Source organism: Variovorax sp. CCNWLW235, assembly GCF_037204085.1.
GTDB lineage: Bacteria > Pseudomonadota > Gammaproteobacteria > Burkholderiales > Burkholderiaceae_C > Variovorax.
Map to the genome: position 1 here is coordinate 38,678 of NZ_JBBCBW010000032.1, position 16,287 is coordinate 54,964.

Annotated in this window: 18 protein-coding genes and 1 pseudogene; 14 read left to right on the forward strand and 5 right to left on the reverse strand. The window is 64.1% G+C overall.

The genetic code is table 11. The features are described 5' to 3' along the window. Nucleotides 1-31 precede the first annotated feature (31 nt). Nucleotides 32-1,198: an ABC transporter substrate-binding protein gene (locus V9L21_RS24560; protein WP_337315401.1), complete on the forward strand. Its 1,167-nt coding sequence runs from the start codon at nucleotides 32-34 to the stop codon at nucleotides 1,196-1,198. A gap of 8 nt (nucleotides 1,199-1,206) precedes the next feature. After that, entirely contained in the window at nucleotides 1,207-1,668 is a 462-nt protein-coding gene (locus V9L21_RS24565; protein ID WP_337315402.1) for an EVE domain-containing protein, read from the forward strand. 5 nt (nucleotides 1,669-1,673) lie between these two features. On the opposite strand, the gene V9L21_RS24570 is transcribed toward V9L21_RS24565, so the two are convergent. After that, on the reverse strand, nucleotides 1,674-2,327 hold the full coding sequence (locus V9L21_RS24570) for a MarC family protein (protein WP_015867683.1): 654 nt from the start codon (nucleotides 2,325-2,327) through the stop codon (nucleotides 1,674-1,676). A gap of 2 nt (nucleotides 2,328-2,329) precedes the next feature. Continuing rightward, nucleotides 2,330-3,076, reverse strand: a complete 747-nt coding sequence (locus tag V9L21_RS24575; RefSeq protein ID WP_337315403.1) for an SDR family oxidoreductase — start codon at nucleotides 3,074-3,076, stop codon at nucleotides 2,330-2,332. Nucleotides 3,077-3,220: 144 nt separating this feature from the next. Here V9L21_RS24575 and V9L21_RS24580 point away from each other — a divergent pair, with 144 nt between their 5' ends. Both V9L21_RS24580 and V9L21_RS24585 read left to right on the forward strand, forming a co-directional pair. Then, nucleotides 3,221-3,820 carry a 2-hydroxychromene-2-carboxylate isomerase gene (locus V9L21_RS24580; RefSeq protein ID WP_337315404.1) on the forward strand — a complete coding sequence of 200 codons (600 nt, stop codon included), beginning with the start codon at nucleotides 3,221-3,223 and terminating at the stop codon, nucleotides 3,818-3,820. A 42-nt stretch (nucleotides 3,821-3,862) separates the two neighbouring features. Next, nucleotides 3,863-4,546: a dienelactone hydrolase family protein gene (locus V9L21_RS24585; RefSeq protein ID WP_337315405.1), complete on the forward strand. Its 684-nt coding sequence runs from the start codon at nucleotides 3,863-3,865 to the stop codon at nucleotides 4,544-4,546. A 48-nt stretch (nucleotides 4,547-4,594) separates the two neighbouring features. Here V9L21_RS24585 and V9L21_RS24590 read toward each other — a convergent pair whose 3' ends face one another. Beyond that, nucleotides 4,595-5,503 (reverse strand): LysR family transcriptional regulator, encoded by a 909-nt coding sequence (locus V9L21_RS24590; protein ID WP_258502724.1) that lies wholly within the window; start codon nucleotides 5,501-5,503, stop codon nucleotides 4,595-4,597. 224 nt (nucleotides 5,504-5,727) lie between these two features. Between V9L21_RS24590 and V9L21_RS24595 the strand changes: the two genes are divergently transcribed. After that, on the forward strand, nucleotides 5,728-6,096 hold the full coding sequence (locus V9L21_RS24595; protein ID WP_337315406.1) for a DUF4148 domain-containing protein: 369 nt from the start codon (nucleotides 5,728-5,730) through the stop codon (nucleotides 6,094-6,096). A 98-nt stretch (nucleotides 6,097-6,194) separates the two neighbouring features. On the opposite strand, the gene V9L21_RS24600 is transcribed toward V9L21_RS24595, so the two are convergent. Together V9L21_RS24600 and hemB are read right to left on the reverse strand one after the other, a co-directional pair. Continuing rightward, entirely contained in the window at nucleotides 6,195-7,355 is a 1,161-nt protein-coding gene (locus V9L21_RS24600) for a magnesium transporter CorA family protein (protein WP_337315407.1), read from the reverse strand. 68 nt (nucleotides 7,356-7,423) lie between these two features. Next, nucleotides 7,424-8,413 (reverse strand): porphobilinogen synthase, encoded by a 990-nt coding sequence (gene hemB, locus V9L21_RS24605; RefSeq protein WP_443305555.1) that lies wholly within the window; start codon nucleotides 8,411-8,413, stop codon nucleotides 7,424-7,426. A 368-nt stretch (nucleotides 8,414-8,781) separates the two neighbouring features. Here hemB and V9L21_RS24610 point away from each other — a divergent pair, with 368 nt between their 5' ends. The 9 genes and pseudogenes from V9L21_RS24610 to V9L21_RS24650 all read left to right on the forward strand — a co-directional run. Further along, nucleotides 8,782-9,210 carry a CopD family protein gene (locus V9L21_RS24610; protein ID WP_337315410.1) on the forward strand — a complete coding sequence of 143 codons (429 nt, stop codon included), beginning with the start codon at nucleotides 8,782-8,784 and terminating at the stop codon, nucleotides 9,208-9,210. A 14-nt stretch (nucleotides 9,211-9,224) separates the two neighbouring features. Continuing rightward, a complete protein-coding gene (locus V9L21_RS24615; RefSeq protein ID WP_337315411.1) occupies nucleotides 9,225-10,340 on the forward strand; it encodes a VanZ family protein in 1,116 nt (371 codons plus the stop codon). A gap of 31 nt (nucleotides 10,341-10,371) precedes the next feature. After that, nucleotides 10,372-10,725, forward strand: a complete 354-nt coding sequence (locus V9L21_RS24620) for a (2Fe-2S) ferredoxin domain-containing protein (protein ID WP_126749856.1) — start codon at nucleotides 10,372-10,374, stop codon at nucleotides 10,723-10,725. A 72-nt stretch (nucleotides 10,726-10,797) separates the two neighbouring features. After that, nucleotides 10,798-11,430 carry an alpha/beta hydrolase gene (locus tag V9L21_RS24625; protein ID WP_337315413.1) on the forward strand — a complete coding sequence of 211 codons (633 nt, stop codon included), beginning with the start codon at nucleotides 10,798-10,800 and terminating at the stop codon, nucleotides 11,428-11,430. A 40-nt stretch (nucleotides 11,431-11,470) separates the two neighbouring features. Continuing rightward, complete coding sequence (locus V9L21_RS24630; protein ID WP_157616210.1) at nucleotides 11,471-12,640, forward strand: D-alanyl-D-alanine carboxypeptidase family protein; 1,170 nt, start codon at nucleotides 11,471-11,473, stop codon at nucleotides 12,638-12,640. A 182-nt stretch (nucleotides 12,641-12,822) separates the two neighbouring features. Further along, nucleotides 12,823-13,200, forward strand: coding sequence for a 30S ribosomal protein S12 (gene rpsL / locus V9L21_RS24635; protein ID WP_013543948.1), 378 nt, complete (start codon nucleotides 12,823-12,825; stop codon nucleotides 13,198-13,200). A gap of 150 nt (nucleotides 13,201-13,350) precedes the next feature. Continuing rightward, complete coding sequence (gene rpsG, locus V9L21_RS24640; RefSeq protein WP_007829591.1) at nucleotides 13,351-13,824, forward strand: 30S ribosomal protein S7; 474 nt, start codon at nucleotides 13,351-13,353, stop codon at nucleotides 13,822-13,824. Nucleotides 13,825-13,920: 96 nt separating this feature from the next. Then, nucleotides 13,921-16,020: an elongation factor G gene (fusA, locus tag V9L21_RS24645; protein WP_337315415.1), complete on the forward strand. Its 2,100-nt coding sequence runs from the start codon at nucleotides 13,921-13,923 to the stop codon at nucleotides 16,018-16,020. A 195-nt stretch (nucleotides 16,021-16,215) separates the two neighbouring features. Then, nucleotides 16,216-16,287 (forward strand): annotated as a pseudogene (locus V9L21_RS24650) (GTP-binding protein); the annotation flags it as partial.

Sequence of the window (16,287 nt, forward strand, 5' to 3'; positions counted from 1 at the left end):
TCCTTTTTCGTCAACCCGAGGAGACAACCCCATGAAGCTCAAGACAGTGACGGCCCTGGCGGTGCTGGGCCTGGCCGCAACGCTCGCCTCCGCGCAGCAGCAACAGGGCGTGAGCAAGGACGAGATCCGGATCGGCACGATCCAGGACTTGTCGGGTCCGCTCGCGGGCTTCGGCAAGCAGGCGCGCAACGGCATGCAGCTGCGCGTGGACGAGCTCAATGAGCAGGGCAACATCAACGGCCGCAAGCTCAAGCTCTTCGTCGAAGATTCGGGTTACGACCCGAAGAAGGCCGTGCTTGCGGCGCAGAAGCTGGTCAACCAGGAAAAGATCTTCATCATGGCCGGCCACATCGGCACGGCGCAGAACATGGCGGCCATGCCGGTGCAGTTCGACAAGAACGTCGTCAACTTCATGCCCATTACCGCGGCGCGCGAGATGTACGACCCGCTGCACCGCCTGAAGTATTCGTTCGCGGCCACCTACTACGACCAGATCCGCCTGGCGCTGCCCAAGATGATCAAGGAGAAGGGCGCGAAGAAGGTCTGCACCATCTACCAGGACGACGAGTTCGGCCTCGAGGTGCAGCGCGGTGCGGAGGCGGGCCTGAAGACCGCCGGCATGGAACTGGCCGAGAAAACCTCGTTCAAGCGCGGCGCCACCGACTTCAGCTCGCAGGTCGCAAAGATGAAGGCCGCCAACTGCGACCTCGTGGTGCTCGGCACCATCATCCGCGAGACCATCGGCACGGTGGGAGAGGCGCGCAAGACCGGCTTCAATCCGACCTTCCTGGGCTCCAGCGCGGCCTACACCGACCTGATCCACAAGCTGGGCGGCAAGGCGATGGACGGCATCTACGCCACCATGACGGTGCAGAACCCCTACACCGACGAGCAGTCGCAGCCGCTGCGCTTCTGGGCCAACAAGTACAAGACCAAGTTCAACGAAGACCCGACGGTGTTCTCGGTGTACGGCTACGTGATCATCGATTCGTTCATCAAGGCGGCGCAGAAGGCCGGCCCGGGCCTTTCGACCGACAGCTTCATCAAGGCCATGGACAGCATGACCTTCGAGCCCGACATGTTCGGCAGCGCGAAGAGCACCTACACCGCCACCAAGCGCCTGGGCAACGACCAGTCCCGCTTGTCCCAGATCAAGGACGGGAAATGGGTGGTCGTTTCTGACTATGTGACACCATAACGGGCACCATGCCCAATTACTGGTTGATGAAATCCGAGCCCGACGAGGTCTCGATCGACGATGCGCTCGCCGCACCCAACGCCACGGTGGCGTGGACCGGCGTGCGCAACTATCAGGCACGCAACTTCATGCGCGACGGCATGAAGGTCGGCGACGGCGTGCTGTTCTATCACTCGAGCTGCCCCGAGCCGGGCATCGCGGGCATTGCGCGGGTGGCCTCGGGCATCAAGCCCGACCCGACGCAGTTCGACCCGAAGTCTCCGTACTACGACTCGGCCTCGAAGAAGGAAGAGCCGCGCTGGCTGCTGGTCGACGTGCAGGCGGTGCGCAAGACGCGGCTGCTCGCGCTGCCCGAGCTGCGCGCCAAACCCGAACTGGCCGAGCTGGTCGTGCTGCGCAAGGGCAACCGGCTGTCGATCACGCCGGTCGATCCCGCGCATTGGCGGGTCATCGAGAAGATGCTGGCCTGAGCCGGTCAGCCCACGCGCTGGAGAATGGGAAACAGCTTGCCGAGGCCGTCGGCCATGACCTCGACCGCGAGCGCGGCGAGGATCAGCCCCATGAGCCGCGTCATGATGTTGATGCCGGTCTTGCCGAGCACGCGTGCAATCGGCTGCGCAAGCGAAAACGCCAGTGCGGTGGCCAGCGCCACGACCACACCGTAGCCGACCAGCAAGCCGAGCTCCCACAGGTGCTGCGTCTTGTCGGCGTAGATCACCACAGTCGATATGGTGGCCGGGCCGGTGAGCAGCGGAATGGTGAGCGGCACCACCGCAATGGACGCGCCCATGGAGGCCTTTACCTCGGTGGCGCGCAGCTCTTCGACGTTGGTCTTGCTCTCCGCCGGCTTGGCATTGAGCATCGACAGCGAGCTCATGAGCAGCAGCAGGCCGCCGCCCACCTGGAAGCTGGCAATCGAAATGCCGAAGAACGCCAGCAGCTGCAGCCCGATCAGCGCACTGACCGCAATGACCACGAAGGCGCTGAAGGCCGACATGCGCACTGTGTGCCGTCGCTGCGCATCCGAATACCCTTGCGTGTAGTGGATGAAGAAGGGCACGATCGCCAGCGGGTTGACGATGGCCACCAGCGTGACCAGCGGCTTGATCAGGTCCATCGAGGTGCTCATCGTTACCTTCCTCCCGTGACGTCGAGCAGGGCCATGGTGGTGTAGCTGGCCTCGGCGGACAGCAGCCACAGGATGGCGCCGGCAATTTCTTCGGCGCTGCCGGTGCGCCGCATCGGCACGGTGGGGGCGAGTTCGAAGGCGCGGTCGGGCATGCCGCCCGAAGCATGGATTTCGGTGTCGATGAGCCCCGGGCGCACCGCATTCACGCGAATGCCCTCGGCGGCGACCTCCTTGGCCAGGCCGATGGTGAAGGTGTCGATGGCGCCCTTGCTGGCCGCGTAGTCGACGTATTGATCAGGCGAACCCAGCCGCGCGGCGCCGCTGGAGATGTTGACAATGGCGCCGCCCGAACCGCCGTGCCGGGTGCTCATGCGCCTGACCGCTTCGCGCGCACAGATGAAGCTGCCGATCACGTTGATGCGGAACATGCGCTCCAGGCGCGCCACGCTCATTTGCTCGACGCGTGCCTGCGCGTCGACCACGCCGGCGTTGTTGACCAGCGCCGTGAGGCGGCCGAGCCTGGCATCGACCTTTTCGAACATGGCAAGCACCTGGGCCTCGTCGCCCACGTCGGCCTGCACGGCGATGGCGGTGCCGCCGCCCGCGCGGATGGTGCGCACCACCTCGTCGGCGGCGAGCGAGTTGCTGGCGTAGTTGACGGCCACCGCATAGCCGCGCTGCGCCGCCAGCAGGGCCGTGGCGGCGCCGATGCCGCGGCTGCCGCCCGTAATCAAGAGCACCTGGTCCAAAACCCACCTCCTGCAGAGAAACTGCGTGTCAGTTAAAACCGTTCGCTTGGATTACATCATCGAGGGCCGGCGCATGAGCGTGAGCGCCGCGCCGGGCCGCCCCAAGCAAGCTCGCACCGCAGTGCGAAGCACGGAGGTTATTGAATGCACAAGACGATCGACTATTACTTTGCGCCACAGAGCCCGTGGACCTATCTGGGGCATTCCCGGTTTGCCGAGATCGCCGCGGCCGCGGGCGCCACGGTGCGCGTGCGGCCGATCGACCTGGGCAGCGTGTTCCCGGTGTCGGGCGGGCTGCCGCTGGGCAAGCGCGCGCCGCAGCGCCAGGCGTACCGGCTGGTCGACCTCGCACGCTGTTCGCGCCACCTCGGCCTGCCGCTGAACACCAAGCCGAAGTTCTTTCCGGTGGCCAGCGACGACGCGGCCCGGGTCATCATCGCGGTCGACATGCACGACGGCACCGAGGCCGCCATGCGCATGTGTGCCGCGGTGTTCGCAGCCGTGTGGGTGCAGGAGCGCAACATCGGCGACCCGAAGGTGCTCGATTCGCTGGTCGTCGAATGCGGGCTGTCGGCCAAGCGCGCGGAGCAGTCGCAGAGCCAGGCGGTGCAGGAGCGCTACGAGGCCTACACGCAGGAGGCCATCGACATCCAGGTGTTCGGCGCGCCAAGCTACGTGATCGACGGTGAAATCTTCTGGGGGCAGGACCGCCTCGACTTCGTCGAGCGGGCGCTGCGCCCGTAACCCGGCCTTCTTTTTTCAGTTGCCATCAAGGAGCAAGACATCATGGGTCAATTCATCGATCTGAAAGCCAAGGACGGCTTCACTTTCCCCGCCTACGTGGCCGAACCCGCCGGCAAGCCGCGCGGCGCAGTGGTCGTGGTGCCGGAGATCTTCGGCGTCAACTCGCACATCCGCTCGGTGGCCGATGGCTACGCGGCGGACGGCTACCTGGCGGTGTCGCCCTCGACCTTCCATCGCGTGAAGCCCGGTGTGGAGCTCGGCTACAGCGACGAGGACATGAAGGCCGGCTTCGAACTTAAGACCGCGGTAGAGGCGCTGCCCGCGCCGGGCGTGCTGCAAGACATCGAGGCCGCCGTGGCCTATGCGTCCAAGGCGGGCAAGGTCGGTATCGTGGGCTATTGCTGGGGTGGTCTCCTGGTCTGGCGCGCCGCCAGCCTGGTTCCCGGCATTGCTGCCGCGGTGCCCTACTATGGCGGCGGCATGACCACGCCGGAAGAAACCGCGCGCCAGCCCAAGGTGCCGGTGCTGGCGCATTTCGGCAACCAGGACCACTGGATTCCGCTGGACACCATCGAGGCCTTCAAGAAGGCGCATCCCGAGGTGGAAGTGCATGTCTATGAATCGGGCCACGGCTTCAACTGCGACCAGCGCGGCTCGTACAACGCCGAGGCGGCCAAGCTGGCGCGTGCGCGCACGCTGGAGTTTTTTGCCAAGCACGTCGGCTGAGAGAGCCCGAACCTTTGTCAAGCGCAGCCCGGCCCATGCCGGGCTTTCTTATTTTTTCTTTTGCGAGCCGGGACCCTTGCCGACGCGGGTCTGGAGAAAGTCGAGCAGGGCGCGCAGGGCCGCGCTGTTGTGGCGCCGTTGCAAATAAGCGGCCGAGAGCCACATGTCCTGCCGCGCATAGCCCTGCAGCACCGGCACCAGCTCGCCTTCGTCGATGTGCGATTGCACGAGGATCGACGGCAGGTAGATCACGCCGAAGCCGCGCATCGCAACCCGGATCAGCGGCGCGCCCTCGGTGCAGTCCATGCGGCTTTTCACCGGCACGTCGAGCGGCTGGCCTCCGTCCTCGAAGCGCCAGACCGGCTGGGCGCCCAGCCGCGAGTGCGTGAGCGCGTCATGTCCGGCCAACTCGCTCGGGTGTTCGGGCTTGCCGTGCTTCTTCCAGTAAACGGGCGAGGCGCAGACGACCATTTCCATGAGCATCAGCTTGCGCACGATCAGGTTGTCGTCGGTCACAGGGCCGCTGCGAATGTCGACGTCGATGCCCTCCTCGGCGAGATCGACTGCGCGATTGGTCAGCTGCAGGCTGATGCTCACATCCGGGTAGTAGCGCATGAAGTCGGCCAGGAGGCCCGGAAATTCACCGTTGCCCATGCCGTGCGGCGCCGAAATGCGCAACCGGCCGCCGGGCTGCGTGGCGCGCTCCTGCAGCTCGGCTTGCGTGAGCTCCACCATTTCGAGCACCGGGGTGCTGCGCTCGAGCAGCAGTTGCCCCGCGTCGGTCAGGCTCACGGAACGGGTGGACCGGTTGAGAAGACGCACGCCGAAGCGTGTTTCGAGTTCGGCCACATACTTGCTGACGGTGGCTTTCGACATGTCGAGCTTCTTGGCCGCGTGCGAAAAGCTGCCGTGCGAAGCAACCTCCCGGAAGGTTCTGATCAGATCGAGACTGTCCATGTCAAAGCGCCTATTGTTTCCGTTCCGGGAACGGCATGCGCCGATTTTCCAGCGAACGCGCTGAATCGAGTGCATGCCTTCGGGTTGTCATTGTTTCAATAGAGGAAACACGGTGTCTCTGTTCCACGTGTTTTGCCGCGGCGATTCAGTTGGAAACTCGCCGCACAGGTGAGCAACCAGCGAGCCTGGTGGACGAACCATCCAACGAACACAAGGAACTGAAAATGAAGACCTCGCACATCCTCGCCGCAGCAGCTATCGCCGTGCTGGCCGCCACTGGCGCCCAAGCCGAATCCTACGAAGGCGTGAACACCGCCGTCTCGAGCAAGAGCCGTGACGAAGTGAACGCCGAAGCCGTGCGCACCGCAGCGGCTCCGAACCAGAACGTGACCCGCGGCTCGCGCGGCCCGGAAACGGTCGCCGTGTCGAAGGACCGCGCACTGGTCGAAGCCGAAGCGATTCGCACCGCCTACACCCCCGACCAGAACGTGACCGGAGGCTCGCGCGTCAACAGCAAGGTCATCTCGACGATGCCCCACCCGATGGACGCACGCGTTCAAGCCCAACAAGGCTCGGGCGCCGTCGCCAAGTAAGCCAGGCGAATTTGCGGCCCTTGCGGCCAGCAATTAAAAAAGGCCACGCAATTGCGTGGCCTTTTTGCTTTTGGGGGTCTTGGAAGCGAGCCCGGCGCTCAACGCGTGCGCGCAAGGTAGCGCTTGCGCCAGAACACCACGACCAGCACCAGCGCGATGACCAGCATTGCGCCCATCGCAATCCAGAATCCGTCCGCCTTGTGCACCAGCGGAATGAATTCGAAGTTCATGCCGAAGATGCCTGCGATGAGGTTGAGCGGCAGGAAGATGGCCGTCAGCGCGGTGAGCACCCGCATGATGTCGTTGGCGCGGTGCCCCTGAACGCTGAAATGCATCTGCACCGCGGTTTCCGCGTTCTGCTCGAGTCGGTGGACGTGGTGCACCACGCGTTCGATGTGTTCGAGCACGTCGCGGCTGCGCACCATGATCAGTTCCCGCTCGCGCTGCTCCGTCTCGTTCTTGGGCGACGGCAGTGTCTCCAGTGAATCGATCCAGTCCTGAATGGCAGCGCGCTGGTCTTCGCAGATTTCGTCCAGGTGGTGCAGCGACTGCCGCGCTTCCATCAGCGCGCCCCAGTTGGTAAAGCGGCTGCGCGGATCGATCAGCTCGGTTTGCCAATGGTCGAGCTGGCGCGTGAGCTCGCGGCGCATGTCCAGGTAGCCGTCGACGATCTGGTTGATGACGCGCAGCATCAGGTCGGCGGTGCCGGTGGGCACGCGGGCCGAAGTGGCCCGCACGTCGAGCGCCGGGGCGCCCTTGTCGTCCGGCGAACCGGCGGCCAGCAGGCGGGCGGCAAAGGCGTCGCGCACCGCGCCGTCTTCCGGGTGCACCGACAGCAGCACGCGGTCGAACAGCGCAAAACCTACCGGCCGGGTATCGACCCGGCGCAGCACCGGCGGGCCGCGCCGCGACGGAGTGGGAAGGGGCGGCTCGCCGCCGGAGGTTCCCTTGCCGTTGCCCAGCGCCGCCTGGCCCGGCCCGGCCGAAAGGCGCCGGAACACCAGCACGTCGTATTGCGATGTGTAGTCGTAATGCGAAGGCAACTGGTCGTTGAGCAAGTCGGCCACGTGCAGGTCGACCAGCTGCGTGAGGCAGAGAGACTGCAGGATCTGCTGGACTTCAGTGAGCGACGCGCGAAACTCGTCCCGCGTGAGAGAAATCCAGAGATAGCCGTGGGCGGCGCAGGCGCCCGGCACCGTGAGCGGCGCCAGCGCCGGATGCTCGCTCACCTGGGAGCGGTTGATTTCGAAGATGCGCATGGGCCCGCCCTGTTGCTCTCTTTTTTGGAAATCCCGATCGGCCCGCACTGCGGGCGCAAGGGCGCGAGCTATTGTTTTTGTAGCAAGCGCGCGGCGTCAAGTGCAAAGTAGGTGAGCACGCCATCGGCGCCCGCACGCTTGAAGGCGAGCAGGCTTTCGAGCATGACCGCGTCGTGGTCGAGCCAGCCGTTCTGTGCGGCGGCCTTGAGCATCGCGTATTCGCCGCTCACCTGGTAGGCGAAGGTGGGCACATGGAACTCGTCTTTCACGCGGCGCACGATATCCAAGTACGGCATGCCCGGCTTCACCATCACCATGTCGGCGCCTTCGGCGATGTCGAGTGCCACCTCGCGCAGCGCCTCGTCGCTGTTGCCGGGGTCCATCTGGTAGACCTTCTTGTTGCTCTTGCCGAGCGTGGCGGCCGAGCCCACGGCATCGCGGAACGGGCCGTAGAAGGCGCTGGCGTACTTGGCGCTGTAGGCCATGATCCGGGTGTGAACGTCGCCGCGGGCCTCCAGCGCCGCGCGGATGGCGCCGATGCGCCCGTCCATCATGTCGCTGGGCGCCACGATGTCGACGCCCGCCTGCGACTGTGTGAGCGCCTGCTTCGCCAGAACTTCAACAGTGGCGTCATTGATGATGTAGCCGGTATCGTCGAGCAGGCCGTCCTGTCCGTGGCTGGTGTAGGGGTCGAGCGCCACGTCGGTCATCACGCCAAGCTCCGGAAAGCGCGCCTTGAGAGCGGCGACCACACGCGGAATGAGCCCGTCGGGGTTGAACGCCTCGTCGCCGCCGGGCGTCTTGAGGCCCGCATCGATCACCGGAAAAAGCGCCATCACCGGAATGCCGGCCGCCACGCACTGCTCCGCCACGGGCAGCAGCAGGTCGAGGCTCAGGCGCTCCACGCCCGGCATCGACGACACGGCGTCGCGCTTTTTTTCACCTTCCTGCACGAACACGGGGTAGATGAGGTCATGGGCCGTCAACGTGTGCTCCCTGACCAGGTTGCGGGTGAAAGTATCGCGGCGCAAGCGGCGGGGCCGGCCGGCCGGGTACATGGCAAAGGAGGGAGAAGGGCGCGTCATAAGCCGAAAATTGTGCCTGAAGCGTGAAACTGCGGCAGGGCGTGGTAGCAGCAGTTGTCCGATAACAGGACAAATTAGTAGCTCGAAGGTTCTCTTTTTTTCTATAAAAATGTCAAAGAAAGTGGCTGAGTCGCTTGAAACCTTGTTTCGTCTTTGTTAAATTCTGAAGCGGGCGGCTTGCCGCTCCCCGCTTTTCCTCCCTGAGCGGGTGCCTTGATGTGTGACAGCAAAAGGGCTTCCCAGCCCGGCGTGAAGACGTCGGGCTTTTTTTTTGCCTGCCGCTGGCATCGGCTCGGCAGGCAAGGGCCGGTGATGGCGCAGTCGGCCACTAAACTGCCTCCATGCTCTGGGTCAAATCTCTTCACATCGTCTTCATTGCCAGCTGGTTCGCGGGGCTGTTCTACCTCCCGCGGATCTTCGTCAACCTGGCGATGGTGCCGCCAGAGTCGGTCGCGGAGCGTGAGCGCCTGCTGCTGATGGCGCGCAAGCTGCTGCGCTTCACGACTTTCCTGGCTGTCCCGGCGCTGGGATTCGGCCTGTGGCTTTGGCTGGGCTACGGTATCGGGCGCGGTCCCGGCAATGGCTGGATGCACGCCAAGCTGGCCCTGGTGCTCGTGGCCATCGGCTATCACCATGGCTGCGGCGTGCTGCTGCGGCGCTTTATCGCGGGGGGCAACCGGCGCAACGACCGCTGGTATCGCTGGTTCAATGAACTGCCTGTCCTGCTGCTGCTCGGCATCGTGGTGCTGGTGGTCGTCAAGCCGTTCTGAGCCCGGTGCCCACGGTGGAGAAGCAGCACAAGTCCGCCGCGCTGCCTCTTGCGCTCGCCTATGCGGCGCTGATCGTCTATGCCAGCCTGTATCCGTTTGCCGACTGGCGCGACCAAGGCATTGCGCCTTGGGCGTACCTGTCGGCGTCGTGGCCCAAATACTGGACGGGCTTCGATTTCGCGGTCAATGTCGCGGGCTACGTTCCCTTCGGCTTCCTGTGTGCGCTGGCCGTGCTGCGCACCCGCCAGGACGCCAGCGGCTGGCGCGCCATGCTGCGCGCCACCCTGGCCGGCGCGGCACTGGCCTTTGCCATGGAAACGCTGCAAAGCTATCTTCCGGCACGCATTCCTTCCAACGTGGACCTGGGCCTGAATACTTCCGGTGCTCTTCTGGGCGCCGTACTGGCCGCGGGGCTGGAGCGCCTGGGTGCGGTGGCGCACTGGAGCCGTACACGCTCGCAGTGGTTCGTCGACGATGCGCGCGGCGCACTGGTGCTGCTGGCGCTGTGGCCGTTCGCCCTGCTGTTTCCGGCGGCGGTGACGTTCGGGTTGGGGCAGGTGTTCGAGCGGCTGGAGGTCGCAATCTCCGAGTGGCTGCTCGACACGCCTTTCATCGACTGGATGCCGCTGCGTCAGTTCGAACTCGAGCCGCTGGTGCCTGCGGCCGAACTGCTGTGCGTGATGCTCGGCGCACTGGTGCCTTGCCTGCTGGCTTTCCTGGTGACCCGCACGGTCGTGCGGCGCGCGGTGCTGCTGCCGCTCACGCTGCTGGCGGGCATTGGCGCGTCGGCGCTGTCGGCGGCGCTGAGCTATGGGCCCGAGCACGCCTGGGCCTGGCTGGGCCTGCCGGTGCAGGTGGGCATTGCGACGGCTCTTGTCGCAGGCGTGTTGTTGCTGGGTGCGCCGCGCCGGCTGTGCGCGGCGTTGCTGCTGGTGGGGCTCGTGATCCAGCTGAGCTTGTTGAACCAGGCGCCCGAGAGCGCGTATTTCGCGCAGACGCTGGCCACCTGGGAGCAGGGGCGCTTCATCCGTTTTCACGGCCTGGCGCAGTGGCTGGGTTGGCTCTGGCCGTTTGCGGTGCTTGCCTATGTGGTGGCCGCACTGTCGCGGCGAGGCAAGGCAGTCGCCTGAAGCGAACGGCGGGCGTCACTAAAATCTACCGATGCCCAGTTCCACCTCCGCCGCGCCGCGCGGCTACTACGGCCGCCACATCTTCTTTTGCCTGAACGAGCGCAAGAACGGGGAAGACAGTTGCGCCCTGCACAACGCCCAGCAGGGCTTCGACCGCTGCAAGGCAAAGGTCAAGGAGGCAGGGCTGGCCGGGCCGGGCAAGGTGCGGGTCAACAAGGCGGGCTGCCTTGACCGTTGCGCCGGCGGACCCGTGGCGGTGGTTTATCCCGAAGCGGTCTGGTACACCTTTGTCGATACCGATGACATCGACGAAATCGTCGAGTCGCATCTGAAGAACGGCGAAGTCGTCGAGCGGCTCTTGCTGCCTCCCGATGTGGGCCGCTGAACTTTTTCGCAAATTCCGCGCTCGTACCATGCGCCCGGCGCTCGGCCGCCGCGCAGTCCTGATCCTTGCACCATGAACTCCCAGACCGAAAAGATCCGTCTCCAAGGCGCCGCCGGCGTCATCGAGGTCCAGCGCGATCTGCCGGCCGACGCTTCGCGCGGCATTGCGGTCATCGCCCATCCCCATCCGCTGTTCGGCGGCACCATGGACAACAAGGTGGTGCAGACGCTGGCGCGTGCTTTCGTTGCCTGCGGCTGGACGGCGGTGCGCTTCAACTTCCGCGGCGTGGGCGCGAGCGAAGGCGCGCACGACGAGGGCCGCGGCGAGTGCGAGGACATGCTCGATGTGGTGGGCCAACTGGCCGCAGAGGGGCCGTTGGCCATTGCAGGGTTTTCGTTCGGAGCTTTCGTCGCAAGCTGCGCGGCCGAAAAGCTCTGGGCTTCGCGCGACGTGCGGCAACTCGTGCTGGTGGGAACGGCTGCTTCGCGTTTTTCGGTGGCCACGCTGCCCGCCGAGGCGCACGAGCGCACGTTGGTGGTCCACGGCGAGGCTGACGACACGGTGCCGTTGGCGGCCGTGATGGACTGGGCGCGGCCGCAGTCACTTCCTGTCACGGTTGTCCCTGGGGGCGGCCATTTCTTTCACGGACAATTGCCGCTGCTCAAAAGCTTGGTCGTCCGCCATCTGCGCGCGGGCGCTGCCTGAAAGCCCTGCGGGCTTGTTTTCGTTTTCTCCAATTTTTCCCATGAATCGTTTTTTTGACGCATTTCGCGCGCTGGTGCTCGCCGCCGCCGCATCGGTTTGCATGATTGCCGCCGCCCAGGTGCCGGCGCCGCCCGAAATTGCCGCGCGCAGCTACCTGCTGCTCGACGTCACAGCCAACCAGATCCTGGCGCAGAAAGACATCGACAGCCCCGTCGAGCCCGCCTCGCTCACCAAGCTGATGTCGGCGTACATCGTGTTCGATGCCTTGCGTGCCAAGAAGATCACGCTGAACCAGACCTTCCCGGTCAGCCAGCGCGCCTGGAAGATGCCCGGCTCGCGCATGTTCATCGACCCCAAGATGCAGGTGCCGGTCGAAGACCTGATCAAGGGACTGATCGTGCAGTCGGGCAACGACGCCACCGTGGCGCTGGCCGAAGGCGTGGGCGGCACCGTGGAGCACTTTGTCGAGCTCATGAATGCGCAGGCCAAGGCGCTGGGCATGAAGAACACGACCTACAAGAACCCCGAAGGCCTGACCGCGCCCGGCCACACCACCACGGCCCGGGACCTGAGCATTCTTGCGACGCGCCTGGTGCGCGACTTCCCGGAAGAAGCCAAGTACTACGCCATCAAGAAGTACCGCTATCCGGGCACGCCCTCCACCAACGACACCAACCGCAACCTGTTGCTGTTTCGCGACCCCACCGTGGACGGCCTCAAGACCGGCCATACCGACGCAGCCGGCTATTGCATGATTGCCACCGCCAAGCGCGACTTTCCCAACCTGACCGGCGGCCGCCGCCTGCTGTCGATCGTGCTGGGCACTTCGGGCGAGACCGTGCGCGCCAACGAGTCGCAAAAGCTGCTGAACTGGGGCTACACCGCCTACGACGCCGTTCGCCTGTTCGACGCCGGCCAGCCGGCCGCCACGCCAGCAGTCTGGAAGGGCAAGGCCAATACGCTCAAGCTTGGCCGGCCCGAAGCCATCGTGGTTGCGGTACCGGCCGGTACCGCCAGCAAGATCAAGACCCAGGTGGCGCGCCCCGAGCCGCTGGTGGCGCCGTTCACCAAGTTCCAGCCCGTGGGGTCGCTCAAGGTGACCCTGGACGACCAGCCCCTGGCCGACGTTCCGCTGGTGGCGCTGGAAGGCGTCGAGCAGGCGGGTGTCTTCGGCCGCGCCTGGGACGCCGTGCGGCTCTGGATCAAGTGATTTTGCGCGCCTTCCTGCCATTCATTTGCTGGTAGCGGGGGCGACTGCTATACTCGTGGGCTTTTCGGAATTTTCCGAAGGGTTTCACGTTTTCGTTATTCCCGGCTTCCTTGCCTTGCGTCACGTCAAGGCCAAGGGCGGTTCACAGCCAAAAGCCGGGTTGTTTTGGGACTAATTCATTCATGCCAACCATCAATCAACTGGTGCGTCAGGGTCGAACGGTCGAAAAGATCAATTCGAAGAGCCCTGCGATGCAGAACTCGCCGCAACGCCGCGGTGTCTGCACCCGCGTCTACACCACGACGCCAAAGAAGCCCAACTCGGCGCTTCGTAAAGTTGCCAAGGTCCGCCTGACCAATGGCTTCGAAGTCATTTCCTACATCGGCGGCGAAGGCCACAACCTGCAAGAACACAGCGTCGTGCTGGTTCGCGGCGGTCGTGTCAAGGACTTGCCCGGTGTTCGCTACCACATCGTGCGCGGTTCGCTCGACTTGCAAGGCGTGAAAGACCGCAAGCAGTCGCGCTCCAAGTACGGTGCCAAGCGCCCCAAGAAGGCTTAAGCCTTCCTGTCGTAAAAAAACAAACGGTGTTCGGTTGCCTTGGCGGGCACATCGAACGAAGTGACCCACTGTCGGGTCGAGTAAGTGAGAGTCCGGAATGGCTCTCGCGGTGCCGGAAGCGGCGCCAACTGAAGCAAAGAGGTTAGTAACATGCCACGTCGTCGCGAAGTCCCCAAACGTGAAATCCTGCCGGATCCCAAGTACGGCAATGTCGAGTTGTCGAAATTCATGAACGTGATCATGGAAGGCGGCAAGAAGGCGGTCGCCGAGCGCATCATTTATGGCGCGCTCGACTTCATCGAGAAGAAGAACCCCGACAAGGACCCGCTCGAAGCTTTCACCGTTGCCATCAACAACGTGAAGCCGATGGTCGAAGTCAAGTCGCGCCGCGTGGGCGGTGCCAACTACCAGGTGCCGGTCGAAGTGCGTCCGGTGCGCCGTCTGGCGCTTTCGATGCGCTGGATCAAGGAAGCTGCTCGCAAGCGCGGCGAAAAGTCGATGGCCCTGCGTTTGGCCAACGAACTGATGGAAGCCACGGAAGGCCGTGGCGGCGCCATGAAGAAGCGCGACGAAGTGCACCGCATGGCAGAAGCCAACCGCGCTTTCAGCCACTTCCGCTTCTAAAAATCAAACTTCGCTTGGGCGTTGGGTATTGAGTGTCGGGCGACGTCGCCCGTACTCAAGGCCCAGCGCTCAACGCATTTAACCCGAAAGTAAATCATGTCCCGCAAGACCCCCATCGAGCGCTACCGCAACATCGGCATCTCCGCGCACATCGACGCCGGCAAGACCACGACGACCGAGCGCATCCTGTTCTACACCGGTGTGAACCACAAGATCGGTGAAGTGCACGATGGTGCCGCCACGATGGACTGGATGGAGCAAGAGCAAGAGCGTGGCATCACGATCACCTCGGCCGCGACCACCTGCTTCTGGAAGGGCATGGCCGGCAAGTTCGACGAACACCGTATCAACATCATCGATACCCCCGGCCACGTGGACTTCACCATTGAAGTCGAGCGCTCGATGCGCGTGCTGGACGGTGCCGTGATGGTGTATGACGCCGTTGGCGGCGTGCAGCCCCAGTCGGAAACCGTCTGGCGCCAGGCCAACAAGTACAAGGTTCCGCGCCTCGCGTTCGTCAACAAGATGGACCGCACCGGTGCCGACTTCCTGCGCGTGCGCCAGATGATGGTCGACCGCCTGAAGGCCAACCCCGTCGTGATCCAGATCCCGATCGGTGCCGAAGAGCACTTCCAGGGCATCGTCGACCTCGTGAAGATGAAGGCCATCATCTGGGACGAAGACAAGGGCGTGACGTTCCAGTACGGCGAGATCCCCGCCAACCTGACCGACGTCTGCAACGAATACCGCGAAAAGCTCGTCGAAGCGGCTGCCGAAGCCAGCGAAGAGCTGATGAACAAGTACCTCGAAGGCGGCGAGCTGAGCGAGGAAGAAATCAAGAAGGCCATTCGCCAGCGCACCATCGCCGGCGAAATCCAGCCGATGCTGTGCGGCTCGGCCTTCAAGAACAAGGGCGTGCAAGCTATGCTCGACGCCGTCGTCGAGTACATGCCCGCACCGACCGACATTCCCCCTGTCAACGGTCTGGACGAAGACGAAGCGCCTGTCGTCCGCAAGGCTGACGACAACGAGAAGTTCTCGGCCCTCGCATTCAAGCTGATGACCGACCCGTTCGTGGGCCAGTTGACCTTCGTGCGCGTCTATTCGGGCGTGCTGACCAAGGGCGACAGCGTCTACAACCCGGTGCGCGGCAAGAAAGAGCGTATTGGCCGTATCGTGCAGATGCACGCGAACAACCGCGAAGAAGTCAACGAAATCCGCGCCGGCGACATCGCCGCGTGCGTGGGCCTGAAGGAAGTCACCACGGGCGAAACCCTGTGCGACCCGTCGGCCATCGTGACGCTCGAGCGCATGGTGTTCCCTGAGTCGGTGATCTCGCAGGCTGTCGAGCCCAAGACCAAGGCCGACCAGGAAAAGATGGGCATCGCCCTGCAGCGTCTCGCGCAGGAAGACCCGTCGTTCCGCGTCAAGACCGACGAAGAATCGGGCCAGACCATCATTGCCGGCATGGGCGAACTCCACCTCGAAATCATCGTGGACCGCATGAAGCGCGAGTTCGGCGTGGAAGCCAACGTGGGCAAGCCGCAAGTGGCCTACCGCGAAACCATCCGCAAGACCGTCGAAGAAGCCGAAGGCAAGTTCGTTCGCCAGTCGGGCGGCAAGGGCCAGTACGGCCACGTCGTGCTCAAGCTCGAGCCGCAGGAAGCCGGCAAGGGCTTCGAGTTCGTCGACGCCATCAAGGGCGGCGTGGTTCCTCGCGAATACATTCCCGCGGTGGAAAAGGGCGTTGTGGAGGCGCTGACCCAAGGCGTGCTGGCGGGCTACCCCGTCGTGGACGTCAAGGTCACGCTGCACTTCGGCTCGTACCACGACGTGGACTCGAACGAAATGGCGTTCAAGATGGCCGCGATCTTCGGTTTCAAGGAAGGCGCCCGCAAGGCCAACCCGGTCATCCTCGAGCCGATGATGGCCGTGGAAGTCGAAACGCCCGAAGACTACGCCGGCAACGTGATGGGCGACCTGTCCTCACGCCGCGGCATGGTGCAGGGCATGGACGACATGGTTGGTGGGGGCAAGGCCATCAAGGCCGAAGTGCCGCTGTCGGAAATGTTCGGCTACTCGACCACGCTGCGCTCGATGTCGCAAGGCCGCGCCACGTACACGATGGAGTTCAAGCACTACGCTGAAGCTCCCCGTAACGTTGCCGAAGCCATCGTGGCTGCTCGCGCCAAGTAATGTCTTTGCGGGACAGACCAAGATTTGCGCAGCAAATTTGCTCTGTCCCCAACTGATTAAAAGAATGTGGGGTCGCGCAGTGCGCGGCTCTCGTTGTCTGCGATCCGGTGCCGCCGCGTTCCCGTGCGAGGCGAACCAGCAATCGGGTGCAGACATAAAACCAATGCACGGGAATGCTCTTTCAAGGATTGAAAAATGGCAAAAGGTAAATTCACCCGCACCAAGCCGCACGTGAACGTGGGCACGATCGGTCACGTTGATCACGGC